Source organism: Streptomyces sp. NBC_00464 (genome assembly GCF_036013915.1).
Taxonomy (GTDB): Bacteria; Actinomycetota; Actinomycetes; order Streptomycetales; family Streptomycetaceae; genus Streptomyces.
In genome coordinates this window covers 3,239,757-3,255,356 of record NZ_CP107899.1, presented here as the reverse complement: position 1 = coordinate 3,255,356, position 15,600 = coordinate 3,239,757, and the positions used below count along the sequence as shown (strand labels likewise).

The following is a 15,600-nucleotide window of genomic DNA, read 5'->3' as shown; positions in this document are numbered from 1 at the left end:
GGACGGGCCGGATGTACCCGGCCGAGACCTCCTTAGCAGCCCCTCCGCGTGCCGTGCAATGCTGCTGTGCTGCGGAAGTGGTACCCCGATGGTCTAGACCTCATGTCCGGGGTGGTGCAGAATCGCAGCTCATCCGAAGGGCCCCATGCCGACGTGGGATCCGCGGGTGGCGCAATCTACGAGGACGGACTGGGCTGTGCAGCGGCGTTACTTGGGACTGACGGCGGCTGTCGCCGCACTGGGGATGACGGCCACGCTCGCCGGCTGCGGCGGGACCGGCTCGGACGATGTCACGCTGAAACTGGTCGCGGCCGACTACGGCACCGGCGAGGCCAACAAGTCCGACACCTACTGGGACGGGATCGCCCGGAGCTTCGAGGCGTCCCACCCCGGCATCAAGGTCGACGTGACCGTCTATCCGTGGACGGACGTCGACCGCAAGGTCGCCGAGATGGTCAAGGCCGGGGACGCCCCCGACATCGCCCAGATCGGCGCGTACGCGGACTACGCCAAGGCCGGCAAGCTCTACTCCGCCGACCAGATGCTCAGCATCCCCACCCAGGCCAACTTCCTGCCGAAGCTCGCCGAGGCCGGCCGGTACAGCCGCGTCCAGTACGGGCTGCCGTTCGTGGCCAGCACCCGGCTGCTCTTCTACAACAAGGACCTCTTCCGCCAGGCGGGCCTCAAGGCCCCGCGCACCTGGAACGACATAGCCGCCGACGCGGCGGTGCTCAAGCAGCGCGGGGTGACGTACCCGATCGCGCTGCCGCTGGGCCAGGAGGAGTCCCAGGCCGAGACCCTGATGTGGCTGCTCAGCGGTGGCGGCGGCTACACCGATGACGTCGGCTCGTACGACATCGACTCCGCCGAGAACATCAAGACCTTCGACTGGCTGAAGTCGAACCTCGTCGACAAGGGTCTCGTCGGCCCCGTCGCCCCCGGCAGGCTCGACCGGGCCAAGGCCTTCGCGGCGTTCAGCAAGGGCGACGTCGGCATGCTCAACGGCCACCCGACCCTGATGGAAGAGGCTCAGAAGCAGGGCGTGAACGTCGGCATGGTGCAGCTGCCGGGGCCCGACGGGCCCACCACCGGGTCGATGGGCGTCGCCGACTGGATCATGGGGTTCAAGGAGGGCGGCCACCGGGTCGAGGCGGGCAAGTTCTTCGACTTCATGTTCAGCGACAAGAACGTGATCGAGTTCGCCGATAAGTACGACATGCTGCCGGTCACCGACAGCGCGTCCGCCGCGATGGAGGACGACGCCAAGTTCAAGCCGCTGCACAAGTTCCTGGCCACGCTGCCGGACGCGGAGTTCTACCCCTTCGGCAAGACGTCCTGGGCCGCAGCCAGTGAGTCGATCAAGGAGAACATCGGCAAGGCCGTCGAGCCGGGCGCGAACCCGGAGAGCGTGCTCGAACGCATCGCGCAGGAGTCGACGGCCGCGGAGAGCGCGGAGTAGTGGCCGGGCCCGCGGCCGGGCCCGTCTGCCGGTCCTGTGCCCGATCCGCCCGCGCAATATATTGGCTGATATGACCGCCCTCCCCCCGAACGGCCCCGAAGGCCCCGACGACGCCGCCCCGCTGTCCGACCGGGACCGCGCGGTCCTGGCGGTCGAGCGGCAGTCGTGGGCGGGCCCCGGGGCGAAGGAGCGGGCGATCAGGGAACAGCTCGGCATCTCCCCGACCCGCTACTACCAACTGCTGAACGCCCTGCTGGACGACCGGCGGGCGCTGCAGGCGGACCCGGTGACGGTGAACCGCCTGCGACGCGTCCGGGAGGCCCGGCGGGGGCGGCGGTGACATCCGGCACCGGGCCCGCCGGTGAACCCCCCTACCGCTGGACGCCGGAACGGATGCGGGCGAGCAGGCCGTCGCCCCTCCCGATGAGGCCATCGCCCTGGGCCGGGGGAGCCGCGAAACCGTACGGCCGTCTCCTTCCCGGGACCGTGCTCGACCTCACCGCGCCTCCCGGGCGGCCCGGTCGGCCGGTCGAGGGGGCTCAGGTGTGGACCCTGCTGCTGTCCGAACAGGGCCCGGCCGCCGAGGCCGCCGGCGCCGACGCACTCACCGCGGCGGAGCACGGGGTGTACGACGGGCTCGAACCGGGCGCGGCGCGACGCCGGTTCGCCGTGGTCCGTGGTGGGCTGAGGCTGCTCGCCGCCGCCCGCCTCGGGTGTCCACCCGGCCGGATCGCCGTCCTGGACGGGACCTGTCCGCTGTGCGCACGGCTGCACGACAGCGTGGCGGCTGCGGAGGGGGCGGAGCCGGTGCACTTCTCCTGGGACCGGTGCGGCGATCTGGTCGTCTACGCGCTTTCCGGAACGACGGTGGGAGCAGGCGCGTCCCTGCTCGCCGAGGACGGTGCCCCGGACGCGGCGCCTGCAGCACGGCGGACGGCCCGCAGGACGGCCGGGGGCCGCGCGGTGATGCGCGGCGGGTGCGTGGGGCCGGGGATCATCGTGGACCGGGCCGTGGACATGGTGGCCGTTCCGCACGGCTACACCGCCGCAGTGGTCCGCCACACCGGCGCGGCCGGTCAGCCGGCCTGACCCGAACCGATGAACCGCCGCACCAGGCGGACCTGCAGCCCCGCCAGCCGCACGATGACCCACGGACCGGCGAAGAAGGTCACCACGCCTGCCGCGAAGTGCAGGGCGACCACCCCGATCGGGTGTGGGCCGCCCCAGGCCGGGTCCGGGTAGGGGCGCCAACCCCACACCGGATACGTGAGGTTGCGCGCGGAGACGAGCAGCCAGCCGGCCACGGCGAGGAACCCGAGCGCGCCCACGAGCATGTTGAGTACGAAGAACGCGGCATGGCGGAAGAAGCGGTTGTCCCCGTCACGGCGGCCGATCTCCTCACCCAGCCAGAACCGGACACGTATCCGCTCGAAGCCGGGACCGGCCACGGCGACCACGGCGAGCGCGGCCAGCAGGAGCAGGGGTCCGAGTTCCTGGTGACCGTGGTCCTGCGCGGCTTTCATGACGTACTGCAGAACCAGGATCAGACTATGCGCGAGCGGCAGCAGGAGGGTGTACAGCATGTACATCCAGGTCTGTCGCCGTAGCAGAAGCCGGTGTATCGGTGTATCGAGCACAGAGTGGGCCTTCCTCGGAGGCGGACACCATAAGCTCCAAGTCCCGATCCCCACCGCCGATTTCGGAGGCGGACAAGTCAAGCCCCTCCGGCGATTGAGGAGCGGGGTTCGGGGCGGAGCCCCGGCGGCCGGTCAGTCCCCCGCGGCAGCCCCTCCACACACAGGCCACCGCCTATAGGCTCAAGGCATGGGCAGCCACCCGCACACCCCACCCCTGCCGGCCCCGACCACCTCCGCCGGACAGGAGGGCCTCGCCGCGCTCCTCGCCCGGCCCGACCGCGCCGTCATCGCGCTCGATTTCGACGGAACGCTCGCCGACATCGTCCCGGACCCCGAACAGGCCCGTGCCCACCCCGGCGCCGTCGAGGCGCTGGCCGCACTCGCCCCCAAGGTCGCGTCGATCGCCGTGATCACCGGCCGCCCGGCCGGGGTCGCGGTCCGCCACGGCGGCTTCGCCGGGGTCGCGGGACTGGACCATCTCGTCGTCCTCGGCCACTACGGCGCCGAACGCTGGGACGCCGTCTCCGGCACCGTACGCGCCCCCGCCCCGCACCCCGGCGTCGCCGCCGTCCGGGCCGAACTCCCCGGCGTACTCGACAGGTTCGACTCCTGGCACGGCACCTGGATAGAGGAGAAGGGCCAGGCGCTCGCCGTCCACACCCGCCGCGCCGCCGACCCGCAGGCCGCCTTCGAGGCCCTGCGCGGCCCCCTGGGCGAGCTCGCCGCCCGGCACGGCCTGATCGTCGAACCGGGCCGACTGGTCCTGGAGTTGCGCCCCTCCGGCATGGACAAGGGCGTGGCACTCACCCAGTACGTGCACGAGACCGGCGCCGAGTCCGTGCTCTACGCGGGCGACGACCTGGGCGACCTCGCCGCGTACGCCGCCGTGGAGAAGCTCCGCACCGAAGGCCCCGACGGCACCCCCGGCCTGCTGGTGTGCAGCGGCGCGGAAGTGCCCGAACTGGCCGAGCGCGCCGATCTGTCGCTGCCCGGACCCGGGGCCGTCGTGGCGTTCCTGTCAGCCCTGGCGCAGCGCCTCTAGCTGGTCCAGGAACCACTGCTGCGGCGGCAGCGCGGTGGCCGCCGCGGCCAGCCGCTTCGTGCGGGCCGCCCGCTCGTCGTCCGCCATCGTCAGCGCCTCGTGCAGTGCGTCGGCGGTGGCGGACACGTCGTACGGGTTCACCGTGATCGCGTCGGTGCCCAGCTCCTCGTACGCCCCCGCCTCCCGCGACAGCACCAGCGCGCAGCCGTCGTCGGAGACGACCGGGACCTCCTTGGCGACCAGGTTCATCCCGTCCCGGATCGGGTTGACGAGTGCGACGTCCGCCAGCCGGTACGCCGCCAGCGAGCGGGCGAAGTCGTCCTTGACGTGGAGGACGACCGGGGTCCAGTCGGCCGTGCCGTACGCAGAGTTGATCCCGTCGGCGACGCGCTGCACCTCGGCGGTGTACTCCCGGTAGACCGCCAGGTCCTGGCGCGAGGGGTAGGCGAACGCGATGTGGACGACGCGACCGCGCCACTCGGGCCGCCCGTCGAGCAGGGCGCGGTAGGCGAGCATCCCGCGGACGATGTTCTTGGAGAGTTCCGTACGGTCCACCCGCACGATCGTCTTCCGGCCGGGGCCCACCTGCTCCCGCAGCGCCGCCATCCGCTCGTCCACGTCCGCCTCGTGGGAGCGGCGGCGCAGGAAGTCCGCGTCGGCGCCGAGGCCGTGCACCCCGATCCGGGTGTGGCCCGTGCCGCCGAGGATCTCCGTACAGCAGCCGATGAACGCGTCCGCCCAGCGGCGGGTCAGGAAGGCGGCCCGGTCGGCGCCGAGGATGCCGTGCAGGAGCTGTTCGGCGATGTCGTCGGGCAGCAGCCGGAAGTAGTCGACGGGCGCCCACGGGGTGTGCGAGAAGTGGCCGATCCGCAGGTCGGGGCGGAGCTCGCGGAGCATGCCGGGCACCAGGGCCAGGTGGTAGTCCTGCACGAGGACCGCCGCGCCCTCGCCCGCCTCCTCGGCGAGCGCCGCGGCGAAGGCCCGGTTGTACGTCTCGAAGGAGGCCCACTGCCGGCGGAACTCCGCGTCGAAGACGGGCTCGACGGGGGTCTGGTAGAGCAGGTGGTGGACGAACCAGAGCACCGAGTTGGCGATGCCGTTGTACGCGTCGGCGTGCACGTCCGCGTCGATGTCGAGCATCCGGACGCCCGGTTCGCCGACCCCGCGCCGCACCGCCTCGCGGTCACCGTCCCCGAGGGCGGCGCAGACCCATGTCTTGTCGTCCACGGCGCTCAGGCCGGAGACGAGCCCGCCACCGCCGCGTTTGGCGTCGAGCGAGCCGTCCTCGCGCAGCGTGTACGAGACCGGGCCGCGGTTGGACGCGACGAGGACCTGGGCAGCGGGCTGGAGGGCGTGCTCGGAGACCATGGGCGGAATCTAGCCCGATCGTGAAGCGTCCAAACGTGCGAAGTCGGCCGGTGTCACGCCGCGCGGCGTGAAAGGTACTCCTCGATCTCCCGCATCGGCGGCCGCTCCTCCGTGTCCACCGCATACGTGCGCGGGACGAAACCGTGCTCGCCGCGCTCGAACTGCGTCAGCGACGGGCGGACCAGATGCCCCCTGGAGAGCCGCAGCTGGGCGGTGCGGTAGATGGCGGCCGCCATCCGTCCGAGCGCCTGGCCGTCCTGGTGGCGGTGGATCCTGACCCCGACGTCCACCTGGGCGAGCGCGTCCAGGCCGACGGTGTGCAGGGCGTCGACGAGCAGGCCCAGCTCCACTCCGTAACCGACCGGGAAGGGCAGCCGCTCCAGGAGCGAGCGGCGCACGGCGTACTCGCCGCCCAGCGGCTGGACGAAGCCGGCCAGCTGCGGCCAGTGCAGATTGAGCAGCGGCCGGGCCACCAGCTCGGTCACACGACCGCCCTGACCTGCCGTGTTGCCGAGCGGGCGGTCGTACATCGCCTTGACGAACTGCACGTCCGGGTCGGTCAGCAGCGGGCCGACGATGCCGGAGACGAAGTCCGCCGAGAAGTCCTTCAGGTCCGCGTCGATGAAGCACACGATGTCGCCGCCGGTCACCAGGAGCGACCGCCAGAGCACCTCGCCCTTGCCGGGGGCGGCGGGGACGCGGGGGAGGATCGCGTCGCGGTGGACGACCCGGGCGCCCGCCCGGCGGGCGACCTCGGTGGTGGCGTCCGTCGAGCCGGAGTCGATCACCACGAGCTCGTCGACCAGCCGGACCTTCTCCATGAGCTCGCGCCGGATCGTCGTGACGATGTCCCCGACCGTCTCGGCCTCGTTCAGCGCAGGCAGCACCACACTCACGCCCGGCCCGTGCGCGCCGTTCCTGGCGTCCAGCAGACGGTCCAGCGGACGGTCGGCGGCTGACCAGGAACGCCTGGTCAGCCAGCGTTCGACCTCTTCCAGCACGGTCGATACTCCCTGTATGTGATCCATCTCGCGGTACGGACGACTATCTCAACAGTCCGGTGCTTCGGTTACAGTCTTGAACAACGCAGATGGCCGTCGCATGCCGGGGTCCGTCCGCCGATAAACGCCTGGATCCATGGTCCAGTGCCACAGCGCTCATCCAGAGGGACAGAGGGAACGGCCCGTTGAAGTCCCGGCAACCCTCCCGCCGACCGCGAGGTCAGGTGGGGAAGGTGCCAATTCCGTCTCGTGACGAAATGCGTCGCGAGGAAGATGAGGAGAAAGGGCCTCGCCATCATGGCTGTTGAGACTGTTGCAGCAAACACCGAATCTTCCGTGGACCTCGGTCCCGCCGCGGCGCTTTCCTGCCGCGAATGCGGAGAGCGATTCGCACTCGGTCCGATTTTCGCCTGCGCGTCCTGTTTCGGGCCGCTCGAAGTGGCGTACGACCTGCCGAGCGGCTCCCCGGACGAGCTGAAGAAGCGCATCGAGGCCGGACCCAACAACATCTGGCGCTACGCGCCGCTGCTGCCGGTCCCGTCCGATGTCGCGGACAAGCCCAACATCAACCCCGGCTTCACCAAGCTGGTCAAGGCCGACAACCTCGCCCGCGAGCTGGGCGTCACCGGCGGTCTGTACGTCAAGGACGACTCCGGCAACCCGACGCACTCCTTCAAGGACCGCGTCGTCGCGATCGCCGTCGAGGCCGCCCGCGCCTTCGGATTCACCACCCTGTCCTGCTCCTCCACCGGCAACCTCGCCGGCGCCGTCGGTGCCGCCGCCGCCCGTGCCGGTCTGCGCAGCTGCGTGTTCATCCCGCACGACCTGGAGCAGGGCAAGGTCGTCATGGCCGCTGTGTACGGCGGTGAGCTGGTCGGCATCGAGGGCAACTACGACGACGTCAACCGCTTCTGCTCCGAGCTCATCGGCGACCCGCTCGGCGAGGGCTGGGGCTTCGTCAACGTCAACCTGCGCCCGTACTACGGCGAAGGGTCCAAGACCCTCGCGTACGAGATCTGCGAGCAGCTCGGCTGGCGGCTGCCCGACCAGATCGTCATCCCGATCGCGTCCGGCTCCCAGCTCACGAAGATCGACAAGGGTCTCCAGGAGCTGATCAAGCTCGGCCTGGTCGAGGACAAGCCGTACAAGATCTTCGGCGCCCAGGCCGAGGGCTGCTCCCCGGTCTCCTCCGCCTTCAAGGCCGGTCACGACGTGGTGCGGCCGCAGAAGCCGAACACGATCGCCAAGTCCCTGGCGATCGGCAACCCGGCCGACGGCCCGTACGTCCTGGACATCGCCCGCCGCACCGGTGGCGCCGTCGACGACGTCAACGACGAGCAGGTCGTCGACGCGATCAAGCTGCTGGCCCGCACCGAGGGCATCTTCGCCGAGACCGCGGGCGGGGTGACGGTCGGCGTGACGAAGAAGCTGATCGAGGCCGGCCTGCTGGACCCGTCGCTCACCACCGTCGTCCTGAACACCGGTGACGGCCTCAAGACGCTGGACGCGGTGGCCGCCACCTCGCAGGCGAGCGCCACGATCCGGCCGAGCCTGGAAGCCTTCCGCGCCGCCGGACTCGCCACCACCAGCTGAGCAGCTCCCGACCACCCGAGACTCCAGGAAGGGCACCCACCATGAGCGTCAAGGTCCGTATCCCCACCATCCTCCGCACCTACACGGGCGGCCAGGCCGAGGTCCCGGCCGAGGGCGCGACCCTCTCCCAGGTCATCGAGTCCCTGGAGAAGGACCACCCGGGCATCGCCGCCCGCGTCCTGGACGACCAGGGCAAGCTGCGCCGCTTCGTGAACGTGTACGTCAACGACGACGACGTGCGCTTCGAGGGCGGCCTGGACGCGGTCACCCCGGACGGCGCCGGTGTCTCGATCATCCCGGCGGTCGCCGGCGGCTGCTGAGCCCGCGGGCCGAGCCCCCGGTCGGGGCCGGCCCGACTCCACCGTGTCACCGGAATTGCCCCCTCTGCGACAGAAGCGGAGGGGGCAATTCTGCATGGTTGAGCGCGATAGGGTGAGGGAAGTCCCCTCCGCTGCCCGTGCCACCCGCATATGAGAATGCGCCTGGCCACGACAAGAAGCAGCCAAAGTACGTGAGCCCCTTGCGCCATAAGTCGCCTTTGCCTGGCCGGACTTGCCCTGGATTCTCACGAAATCCCCATATTGAGGCGATCGGTGCTGCCCAGAATTCTCGTCCGATTGACCTGTTGCAGAGGGCAGTTGGGCAGATACATTCGGCCGCGGTCGACGCGTTCCGGCGCACACACCCTCTCCTGTCGGAGGGTGAGTTCTGACCCGGGTCCGCGAAGTGTGGTCCCGTGCAAGGGCCAGTAATAGGGGAGTTAGGCATGGCTCAGGGCACCGTCAAGTGGTTCAACGCGGAGAAGGGGTACGGCTTCATCGCGGTCGACGGTGGTGCGGATGTTTTCGTCCACTACAGCGCGATCCAGATGGACGGGTACCGCACCCTCGAAGAGGGTCAGCGAGTTGAATTCGAGATCTCGCAGGGCCAGAAGGGGCCGCAGGCGGACATGGTCAAGCTCGCCGTCGGCTGAGCCCGGCCGGGTTCGACGCAGTCGGTCGACGACACTACTCACGCACGGAGGGCCCGTACCCCACAGGTACGGGCCCTTCGCGCGTCCCGGGCCGCTTCCGCCGTGCCCTCTGTGGCTGTCCACGCTCCGAGGGGGGCGTGCCGCCTGTGGCTGTCCACGCTCCGAGGGGGGCGTGCCGCCTGTGGCTGTCCACACTCCGAGGGGGACGCTTGCACTCTCGGGGGTCGAGTGCTAATTATTGGTTAGCACTCTCTGGGTGAGAGTGACAGAAACTTGGACCGGGCCGGTGAGGCCCGCAGGCCTCCGGGGCAAGGAACCGGTAGGCACGCAGGCCGTCCGTCGCGGGCGCCACTCGGTCCGGAGAAATCCACCCCTGTCCGGGAGGACCACTTCATATGGCCAAGATCATCGCCTTCGACGAGGAGGCCCGGCGCGGTCTTGAGCGCGGCATGAACCAGCTCGCCGACGCCGTCAAGGTCACCCTCGGCCCCAAGGGCCGCAACGTCGTCCTTGAGAAGAAGTGGGGCGCCCCCACGATCACCAACGATGGTGTTTCCATCGCCAAGGAGATCGAGCTGGAGGACCCGTACGAGAAGATCGGTGCGGAGCTGGTCAAGGAGGTCGCCAAGAAGACGGACGACGTCGCCGGCGACGGTACGACCACCGCCACCGTTCTCGCTCAGGCGCTCGTCCGCGAGGGCCTTCGCAACGTGGCCGCAGGCGCCAACCCGATGGCTCTCAAGCGGGGCATCGAGAAGGCCGTCGAGGCCGTCTCCGCCGCCCTCCTGGAGCAGGCCAAGGACGTGGAGACCAAGGAGCAGATCGCTTCGACCGCCTCCATCTCCGCCGCTGACACCCAGATCGGCGAGCTCATCGCCGAGGCCATGGACAAGGTCGGCAAGGAAGGCGTCATCACCGTCGAGGAGTCCCAGACCTTCGGTCTGGAGCTGGAGCTCACCGAGGGTATGCGCTTCGACAAGGGCTACATCTCGGCGTACTTCGCCACGGACATGGAGCGCATGGAGTCGTCCCTGGACGACCCGTACATCCTGATCGTGAACTCGAAGATCAGCAACGTGAAGGACCTCCTTCCGCTGCTGGAGAAGGTCATGCAGTCCGGCAAGCCGCTGCTGATCATCGCCGAGGACGTCGAGGGCGAGGCCCTGTCGACCCTGGTCGTCAACAAGATCCGTGGCACCTTCAAGTCCGTCGCCGTCAAGGCCCCGGGCTTCGGTGACCGCCGCAAGGCCATGCTCGGCGACATCGCCATCCTCACCGGTGGCACCGTCATCTCCGAGGAGGTCGGCCTCAAGCTGGAGAACGCCGGTCTCGACCTGCTCGGCCGCGCCCGCAAGGTCGTCATCACCAAGGACGAGACGACGATCGTCGACGGCTCCGGTGACAGCGACCAGGTTCAGGGTCGCGTCAACCAGATCCGCGCCGAGATCGAGAACTCCGACTCGGACTACGACCGCGAGAAGCTCCAGGAGCGCCTCGCGAAGCTGGCCGGCGGCGTGGCCGTCATCAAGGCCGGTGCCGCGACCGAGGTCGAGCTCAAGGAGCGCAAGCACCGCATCGAGGACGCGGTGCGCAACGCCAAGGCCGCCGTCGAGGAGGGCATCGTCGCCGGTGGTGGCGTGGCTCTGCTCCAGGCCTCGGCCGTCTTCGAGAAGCTCGAGCTCACGGGTGACGAGGCGACCGGCGCCAACGCCGTCAAGCTGGCGCTGGAGGCTCCGCTCAAGCAGATCGCCGTCAACGGTGGTCTCGAGGGTGGCGTCGTCGTCGAGAAGGTGCGCAACCTGCCGATCGGTCACGGCCTCAACGCCGCGACCGGCGAGTACGTCGACATGATCGCCGAGGGCATTCTCGACCCGGCGAAGGTCACGCGCTCCGCCCTGCAGAACGCCGCGTCCATCGCCGCGCTCTTCCTCACCACCGAGGCCGTCATCGCCGACAAGCCGGAGAAGGCCGCTGCCGGCGGCGCTCCGGGCGGCATGCCGGGCGGTGACATGGACTTCTGATCCTGACGGATCGGTAGTTCCTGCACAGCAGTACATGACACCGGCCCCCGGGGATTCGTCCCCGGGGGCCGGTGTCGTCGTATGTACGGGCCGGGCCCGCCCGGTCAGTCCGCGTCCAGCCCGTCCACCAGCCGGTTCAGGAAGCGGGCGAACGTGGCGTCGGGGGTGACCGGGCGGGCGGCCGAGGCGAGAGCCTCCGCCAGTTCCGGGTGGTGGCCGTCCGCCGCGACGGTGGTGAGGTAGAGCGCCTCGGCCGCGGCGCGGTCCGGCGACAGGGCGGCCTCGGCCTGCGCCACCTCGTGGGCCACGTGCCCGGCCACGAACGCGGTGAGCTGGGCAAAGACCTCAAGCCGGGCGCCGCCGTCGAGACCGCTGGGCCGCAGGGCGGCCAGAGCGTGCTCCAGGAAGGCGAGGGTGCGGGGGCCGAGCGTCCGGCGGGCGGGGACCGCCGTGGCCAGCCAGGGGTGGCGGAGCATGTGGTCGCGCTGGAGGTGCCCGATGGCCTTGAGGTCGGCCCGCCAGTCGCCGGTGAGCGGAGCGGACGCGGACAGTTCGCCGTTGACGTGGTCGATCATCAGGTCCAGCAGCGTCTCCTTGTCGGGGGCGTAGCTGTAGAGCGACATGACGCCGGCGCCCACCTCGGCGGCGACCCGCCGCATGGTGACCGCTTCGATTCCCTCGGCGTCGGCCAGGGCGACGGCCGCCACCGTGATCGCCTCGCGGCTGAAGGCGGGCCTGCGCCCCCGGCGGGGCCGGTCCGGGGTCAGCCAGAGTTCTCGGGGGTCGACGCCGGTGGCGCCCGCCCCTTCGGCACGGGTCACGATCCTGCCGTTCCCTTCCTCACTGCTGCGGCTGCTGTCCCGCTCATCCAAGCATCGTCTATTCTCGTACACAGTACGAGAATGAGTGGAGCGATGGAGGCGAACGATGACATCACGCACGCACGACGCCCTGCAGAGGCCCGCCCGGACGCCGTCGGCCGCGAAGCCCCCGCTCTCCGCCCGGATGATGCGGGCCACCTGGCGCGGGCTCCCGGCGAGACGCCACCGGGTCGGCTGGGAGCCGGGGCTGACGGTCCCCGCCGCCGACGGCAGCCCCCTGATCACGGACCACTACTTCCCCCGCGAGGCGGGCGACTTCCCCACCCTCCTCGTGCGCTCGCCCTACGGCCGGGGCGTGCCCTGGTCCCCCCAGTACGGGATCCTCTTCGCCGAACAGGGCTTCCACGTGATCCTCCAGAGCTGCCGCGGCACCGGCGGCTCGGGCGGCACCTTCGACCTCTGGCGCAACGAGGCCGCAGACGGCCTCGCCACGGTGAACTGGCTGCGCGAACAGCCCTGGTTCAACGGCACCCTGGGCACCGTCGGACCCAGCTACCTCGGCTACGTCCAGTGGGCGCTCGCCCTGGACCCGCCGCCGGAACTGAAGGCCATGGTGGTCCAGGTCGGCCTGCACGACCCGTACGCCCTCTTCCACACCGACGGCGTGCTCCACCTGGAGAACGCGCTGCTCGTCGGCGCCGGGATGACGTACCAGCACCGCGGCATGGGGCCGTTCATCAAGGCGACGCTGCGGCTGAAGCGCCACCTGAAGGACATCGTCAACACCCGTCCGCTCAAGGGGGCCTACACGGCCGCACTCGGGCAGGAGGTGCCCTGGCTCGACGCCGTGATGACGCACCCGGACGCGGACGACCCGTACTGGCGGGGAGCGTCGGCGGCCGGGGCCGCCGACCGTCCGGGCATCCCCACCGCCCTCGTCACCGGCTGGCACGACGCCCTCGTCGACCAGACCTTCGCGCAGTACGCACGGCTGCGCGCGGCAGGCGGCGAGACGGCCCTGCTCGCCGGCCCCTGGACCCACGCCTCCGCCCTGCAGCAGGGCTGGCCCGAAGTGTTCGCCGAGAGCCTGGCCTGGCTCCGCGCCCACCTGTGCGACGACCCCTCGGAGCTGCGCCCCACCCCCGTACGCGTGCACATGGGCGGCGCGGACGCGGCGTGGCAGGACCTCGACGCGTGGCCGCTCGACCCGGCCACCACCTCCTGGTTCCCGACCGCCGACGGCCACCTCACCCGGCAGCCGCCCACGGACACCGCCCCCCTGGCCGCCTTCCGCCACGACCCCGCCGACCCGACGCCCTCCCTCGGCGGCCCGCTGCTCTCCCTCCCGGCCGGCGCCCGGGACAACGGCACGCTGGAGTCCCGCGACGACGTCCTCACCTTCACCGGCCCGGTCCTGACCGAGCCCGTCACGGTGCTGGGCGCGGTCTCCGCGAGGATCGGCGCGTCCACGGACAGCGGGCACGCGGACGTCTTCACCCGGCTGTGCGACGTGGACGCGGCCGGCCGCTCCACCAACGTCTGCGACGGAATCGCCCGGTTGCGTACGTCAGGTGAGGACCCGGCCCATGTCGCCGTCCCGATGAGCTCCACCGCGTACCGCTTCGCCGCAGGCCACCGCATCCGCTGGCAGATCAGCGCGGGCGCCCACCCGCGCTATGCGCCGAACCCCGGCACGGGCGAATCCCGGGTGGACGCGACGGAGTTCGTGCCGGTGCGCGTCACCGTGCACGCGGACTCCGCGCTCGTGCTGCCGTACGGTCCGGGCGAGCGGTCCTAGGCCATGGCCTCCACCAGAACGCGGGGCAGGAAGGTGGAGGTCGGGACGCCGACCTGCACGCAGAAGTCGGACAGCTTCATCCCGGCGTCGTCCGTGTCGAGCTTCCGGTTCCGGAAGATGTTCTGGTCCATCCGGAACCGGGTGGGCGAGATCTGCTCGACGGGGACCGATCCGGCGTATCCGTCCAGGGCGAGGGCGCCGTTGTTGAGGCGACCACCGGCGGGCAGGTCGAACTCCATTTTCCCGGCGAGGAGCTGGGCGTCGGGCAGGAGTTCGGCGAGCGCCACCTGCTTCTTCGTCACGACCGTTTCCTGTTGCGTGTTCAGCTTGATGTAGATGAACGAGCCCTTGACCTCCAACGACTGGATCGGCTGACCGTAGTAGAAGAACTTCGTCCTGTCCTCGTTCTGGGAGATCCCGGTGTACCGCCCCTTCGCGATGTCGTCCATCCGCATCATGAAGTAGGTGTAGCCCCGCATGTGGTCCCGGCCCAGGGCTTCGGCCAGCCGGTCCACCTCCGCCAAGGAGGTCACCTCGGTCCAGGCCGAGGCGTCGAACGGACGCGGGGCGGAGTTCACGGTGATGCTCAGGATCTGGCGCAGCAGGTGGGCCTGCCTATCCTTGTCGCCGGCCGCGTTCGCGGCCTTCAGCTCGTCGCCCAGCGCGGTGAGATCCGTGAACCGCGCGGCACCCAGCGGAGAGAACGACAGGCCGTCGTAGTCCGTGTCCTCCCCGCTACCGGTCGGTTCCGCGCGGAGGCTGGTGTTGGGGCCGAAGAACTGATTGCCGCCCTGCCACTCGTAGAAGGCATAGCGGAGCTCCTTGAGGTTGTTCCCCAGGAACTCGGCCGTGTCGCCCCCGCCCTTCTTGACCAGCGCGGCGCGCAACCTGGTCCTGAAGTCGTCCTTGTTCAGGTGCGCCGGAATCTTGACCTTCAGATTCGCCAGCATCGTGTCGGTGATCACCTCGGGCACCGCCTGGCGCAGCAGCGTCGCCTGCTTCCCGCCGTCCATGGAGTTCAGTGCGCCGGTCAGCTGGGAGTGGGCGACGACGTGGTGAGCGGTCAGCTCCCACCCGTTGTGCTCGCCGCCGGTGACGCCGTGCGGGTTGTTGCTGCGCATCCGCTGCACGGACGGCTCGCCGGAGCCGTGCGCGTGGGCCGTCGCCTCCGCTGCCGCACGGACCGGGGCGCTGCCGGACAGGACGCGCGTCGCCTGCGCCTCCGCCTCCCGTTCGAACCGGTCGGAGGGGTCGGAGACCTTGAGGCCGCCGCCGTTGTCGTTGCCGCTCACCGGGCCCTGGCGCTGCTGGATGACGTGGGTCAGCTCATGGGCCAGGGTGTGCCGGTCGCCCCCGCCGTCGCCCAGCACGATGTGGCTTCCCGAGGTGTACGCGCGAGCGCCGATCTCGGCGGCGGAGGTGCGGGCGGCGCCGTCGTTGTGGATGCGTACGTCGGCGAAGTCGGCGCCGAACCGGGCCTCCATGTCCGTACGGGTTCCGCTGTCCAGCGGCTGCCCTGCGGAGCGCAGCACGTCATGCACGGCGGAGCGCTGCACCGAGGCCGGCTCGTCCTGCTGATACTCGTGCCCGCAGCCCCCGCCGTGCTGGTGAGCCTCCTCGACCCCGGGGTGGCCCGCCTGACGCAGCATCTGGACCACGGCCGCGTTCCCCGCCGCGCGCGGAAGGATGGGCACCCCCTGCTGGAGCAACCCCTGCGGGAGCGACTCCTGCTGCGTGGCGCCTGCGGCTCTCTCCGGCGTACGAGAAGGCTTGCTCGCCGTCGCACGATCGGTGCCGGCGTCGTCATGGGCGGGCTTGGAGGCGTGCGGGCGCATCCGGGTGACCTTCCGGGCTGGGCGGGGTGAACCTTTCCTGTATACCCGGGAC

Annotated in this window: 14 protein-coding genes and 1 riboswitch; of the genes, 9 read left to right on the top strand and 5 right to left on the bottom strand. The window is 70.6% G+C overall.

Annotation, left to right across the window (positions count from 1 at the left end):
• Positions 1 to 196 precede the first annotated feature (196 nt).
• The 3 genes from OG912_RS14415 (at position 197) to OG912_RS14405 (ending at position 2,548) form a co-directional block, all read left to right on the top strand.
• The gene (locus OG912_RS14415; protein WP_443060976.1) at positions 197 to 1,459 is read left to right on the top strand and encodes an extracellular solute-binding protein; all 1,263 of its coding nucleotides are present in this window, start codon (positions 197 to 199) and stop codon (positions 1,457 to 1,459) included.
• Positions 1,460 to 1,529: 70 nt separating this feature from the next.
• Positions 1,530 to 1,799: a DUF3263 domain-containing protein gene (locus OG912_RS14410; RefSeq protein ID WP_327709678.1), complete on the top strand. Its 270-nt coding sequence runs from the start codon at positions 1,530 to 1,532 to the stop codon at positions 1,797 to 1,799.
• Between the two features lie 203 nt (positions 1,800 to 2,002).
• A complete protein-coding gene (locus OG912_RS14405) occupies positions 2,003 to 2,548 on the top strand; it encodes a hypothetical protein (RefSeq protein ID WP_327709677.1) in 546 nt (181 codons plus the stop codon).
• Here OG912_RS14405 and OG912_RS14400 read toward each other — a convergent pair.
• Positions 2,536 to 3,042 carry a sensor domain-containing protein gene (locus OG912_RS14400; protein ID WP_327709676.1) on the bottom strand — a complete coding sequence of 169 codons (507 nt, stop codon included), beginning with the start codon at positions 3,040 to 3,042 and terminating at the stop codon, positions 2,536 to 2,538. The genes OG912_RS14405 and OG912_RS14400 overlap by 13 nt on opposite strands.
• 241 nt (positions 3,043 to 3,283) lie before the next feature.
• Between OG912_RS14400 and otsB the strand changes: the two genes are divergently transcribed.
• A complete protein-coding gene (gene otsB, locus OG912_RS14395; protein WP_327709675.1) occupies positions 3,284 to 4,138 on the top strand; it encodes a trehalose-phosphatase in 855 nt (284 codons plus the stop codon).
• On the opposite strand, the gene OG912_RS14390 is transcribed toward otsB, so the two are convergent.
• Positions 4,115 to 5,506 carry an alpha,alpha-trehalose-phosphate synthase (UDP-forming) gene (locus OG912_RS14390; protein ID WP_327709674.1) on the bottom strand — a complete coding sequence of 464 codons (1,392 nt, stop codon included), beginning with the start codon at positions 5,504 to 5,506 and terminating at the stop codon, positions 4,115 to 4,117. The genes otsB and OG912_RS14390 overlap by 24 nt on opposite strands.
• A 53-nt stretch (positions 5,507 to 5,559) precedes the next feature.
• Entirely contained in the window at positions 5,560 to 6,507 is a 948-nt protein-coding gene (locus OG912_RS14385; protein WP_327709673.1) for a glucosyl-3-phosphoglycerate synthase, read from the bottom strand.
• Positions 6,508 to 6,660: 153 nt separating this feature from the next.
• Positions 6,661 to 6,787: riboswitch (SAM riboswitch) on the top strand.
• Positions 6,788 to 6,804: 17 nt separating this feature from the next.
• On the opposite strand from OG912_RS14385, the gene thrC reads away from it, so the two are divergent.
• The 4 genes from thrC to groL all read left to right on the top strand — a co-directional run bounded on the left by thrC (position 6,805) and on the right by groL (position 11,094).
• Positions 6,805 to 8,100 (top strand): threonine synthase, encoded by a 1,296-nt coding sequence (thrC, locus tag OG912_RS14380; RefSeq protein ID WP_327709672.1) that lies wholly within the window; start codon positions 6,805 to 6,807, stop codon positions 8,098 to 8,100.
• Between the two features lie 41 nt (positions 8,101 to 8,141).
• Complete coding sequence (locus OG912_RS14375) at positions 8,142 to 8,420, top strand: MoaD/ThiS family protein (RefSeq protein ID WP_136329746.1); 279 nt, start codon at positions 8,142 to 8,144, stop codon at positions 8,418 to 8,420.
• Between the two features lie 446 nt (positions 8,421 to 8,866).
• The gene (locus tag OG912_RS14370; RefSeq protein ID WP_003967346.1) at positions 8,867 to 9,073 is read left to right on the top strand and encodes a cold-shock protein; all 207 of its coding nucleotides are present in this window, start codon (positions 8,867 to 8,869) and stop codon (positions 9,071 to 9,073) included.
• 395 nt (positions 9,074 to 9,468) lie between these two features.
• Positions 9,469 to 11,094: a chaperonin GroEL gene (gene groL / locus OG912_RS14365; RefSeq protein WP_326737779.1), complete on the top strand. Its 1,626-nt coding sequence runs from the start codon at positions 9,469 to 9,471 to the stop codon at positions 11,092 to 11,094.
• Positions 11,095 to 11,198: 104 nt separating this feature from the next.
• Here groL and OG912_RS14360 read toward each other — a convergent pair whose 3' ends face one another.
• Entirely contained in the window at positions 11,199 to 11,915 is a 717-nt protein-coding gene (locus OG912_RS14360; protein ID WP_327709671.1) for a TetR/AcrR family transcriptional regulator, read from the bottom strand.
• Between the two features lie 106 nt (positions 11,916 to 12,021).
• On the opposite strand from OG912_RS14360, the gene OG912_RS14355 reads away from it, so the two are divergent.
• Entirely contained in the window at positions 12,022 to 13,713 is a 1,692-nt protein-coding gene (locus OG912_RS14355; protein WP_327709670.1) for a CocE/NonD family hydrolase, read from the top strand.
• Here OG912_RS14355 and OG912_RS14350 read toward each other — a convergent pair.
• Positions 13,710 to 15,548, bottom strand: coding sequence for an eCIS core domain-containing protein (locus OG912_RS14350; RefSeq protein WP_443060975.1), 1,839 nt, complete (start codon positions 15,546 to 15,548; stop codon positions 13,710 to 13,712). The two genes, OG912_RS14355 and OG912_RS14350, sit on opposite strands and share 4 nt — an antisense overlap.
• Positions 15,549 to 15,600: the final 52 nt, after the last annotated feature.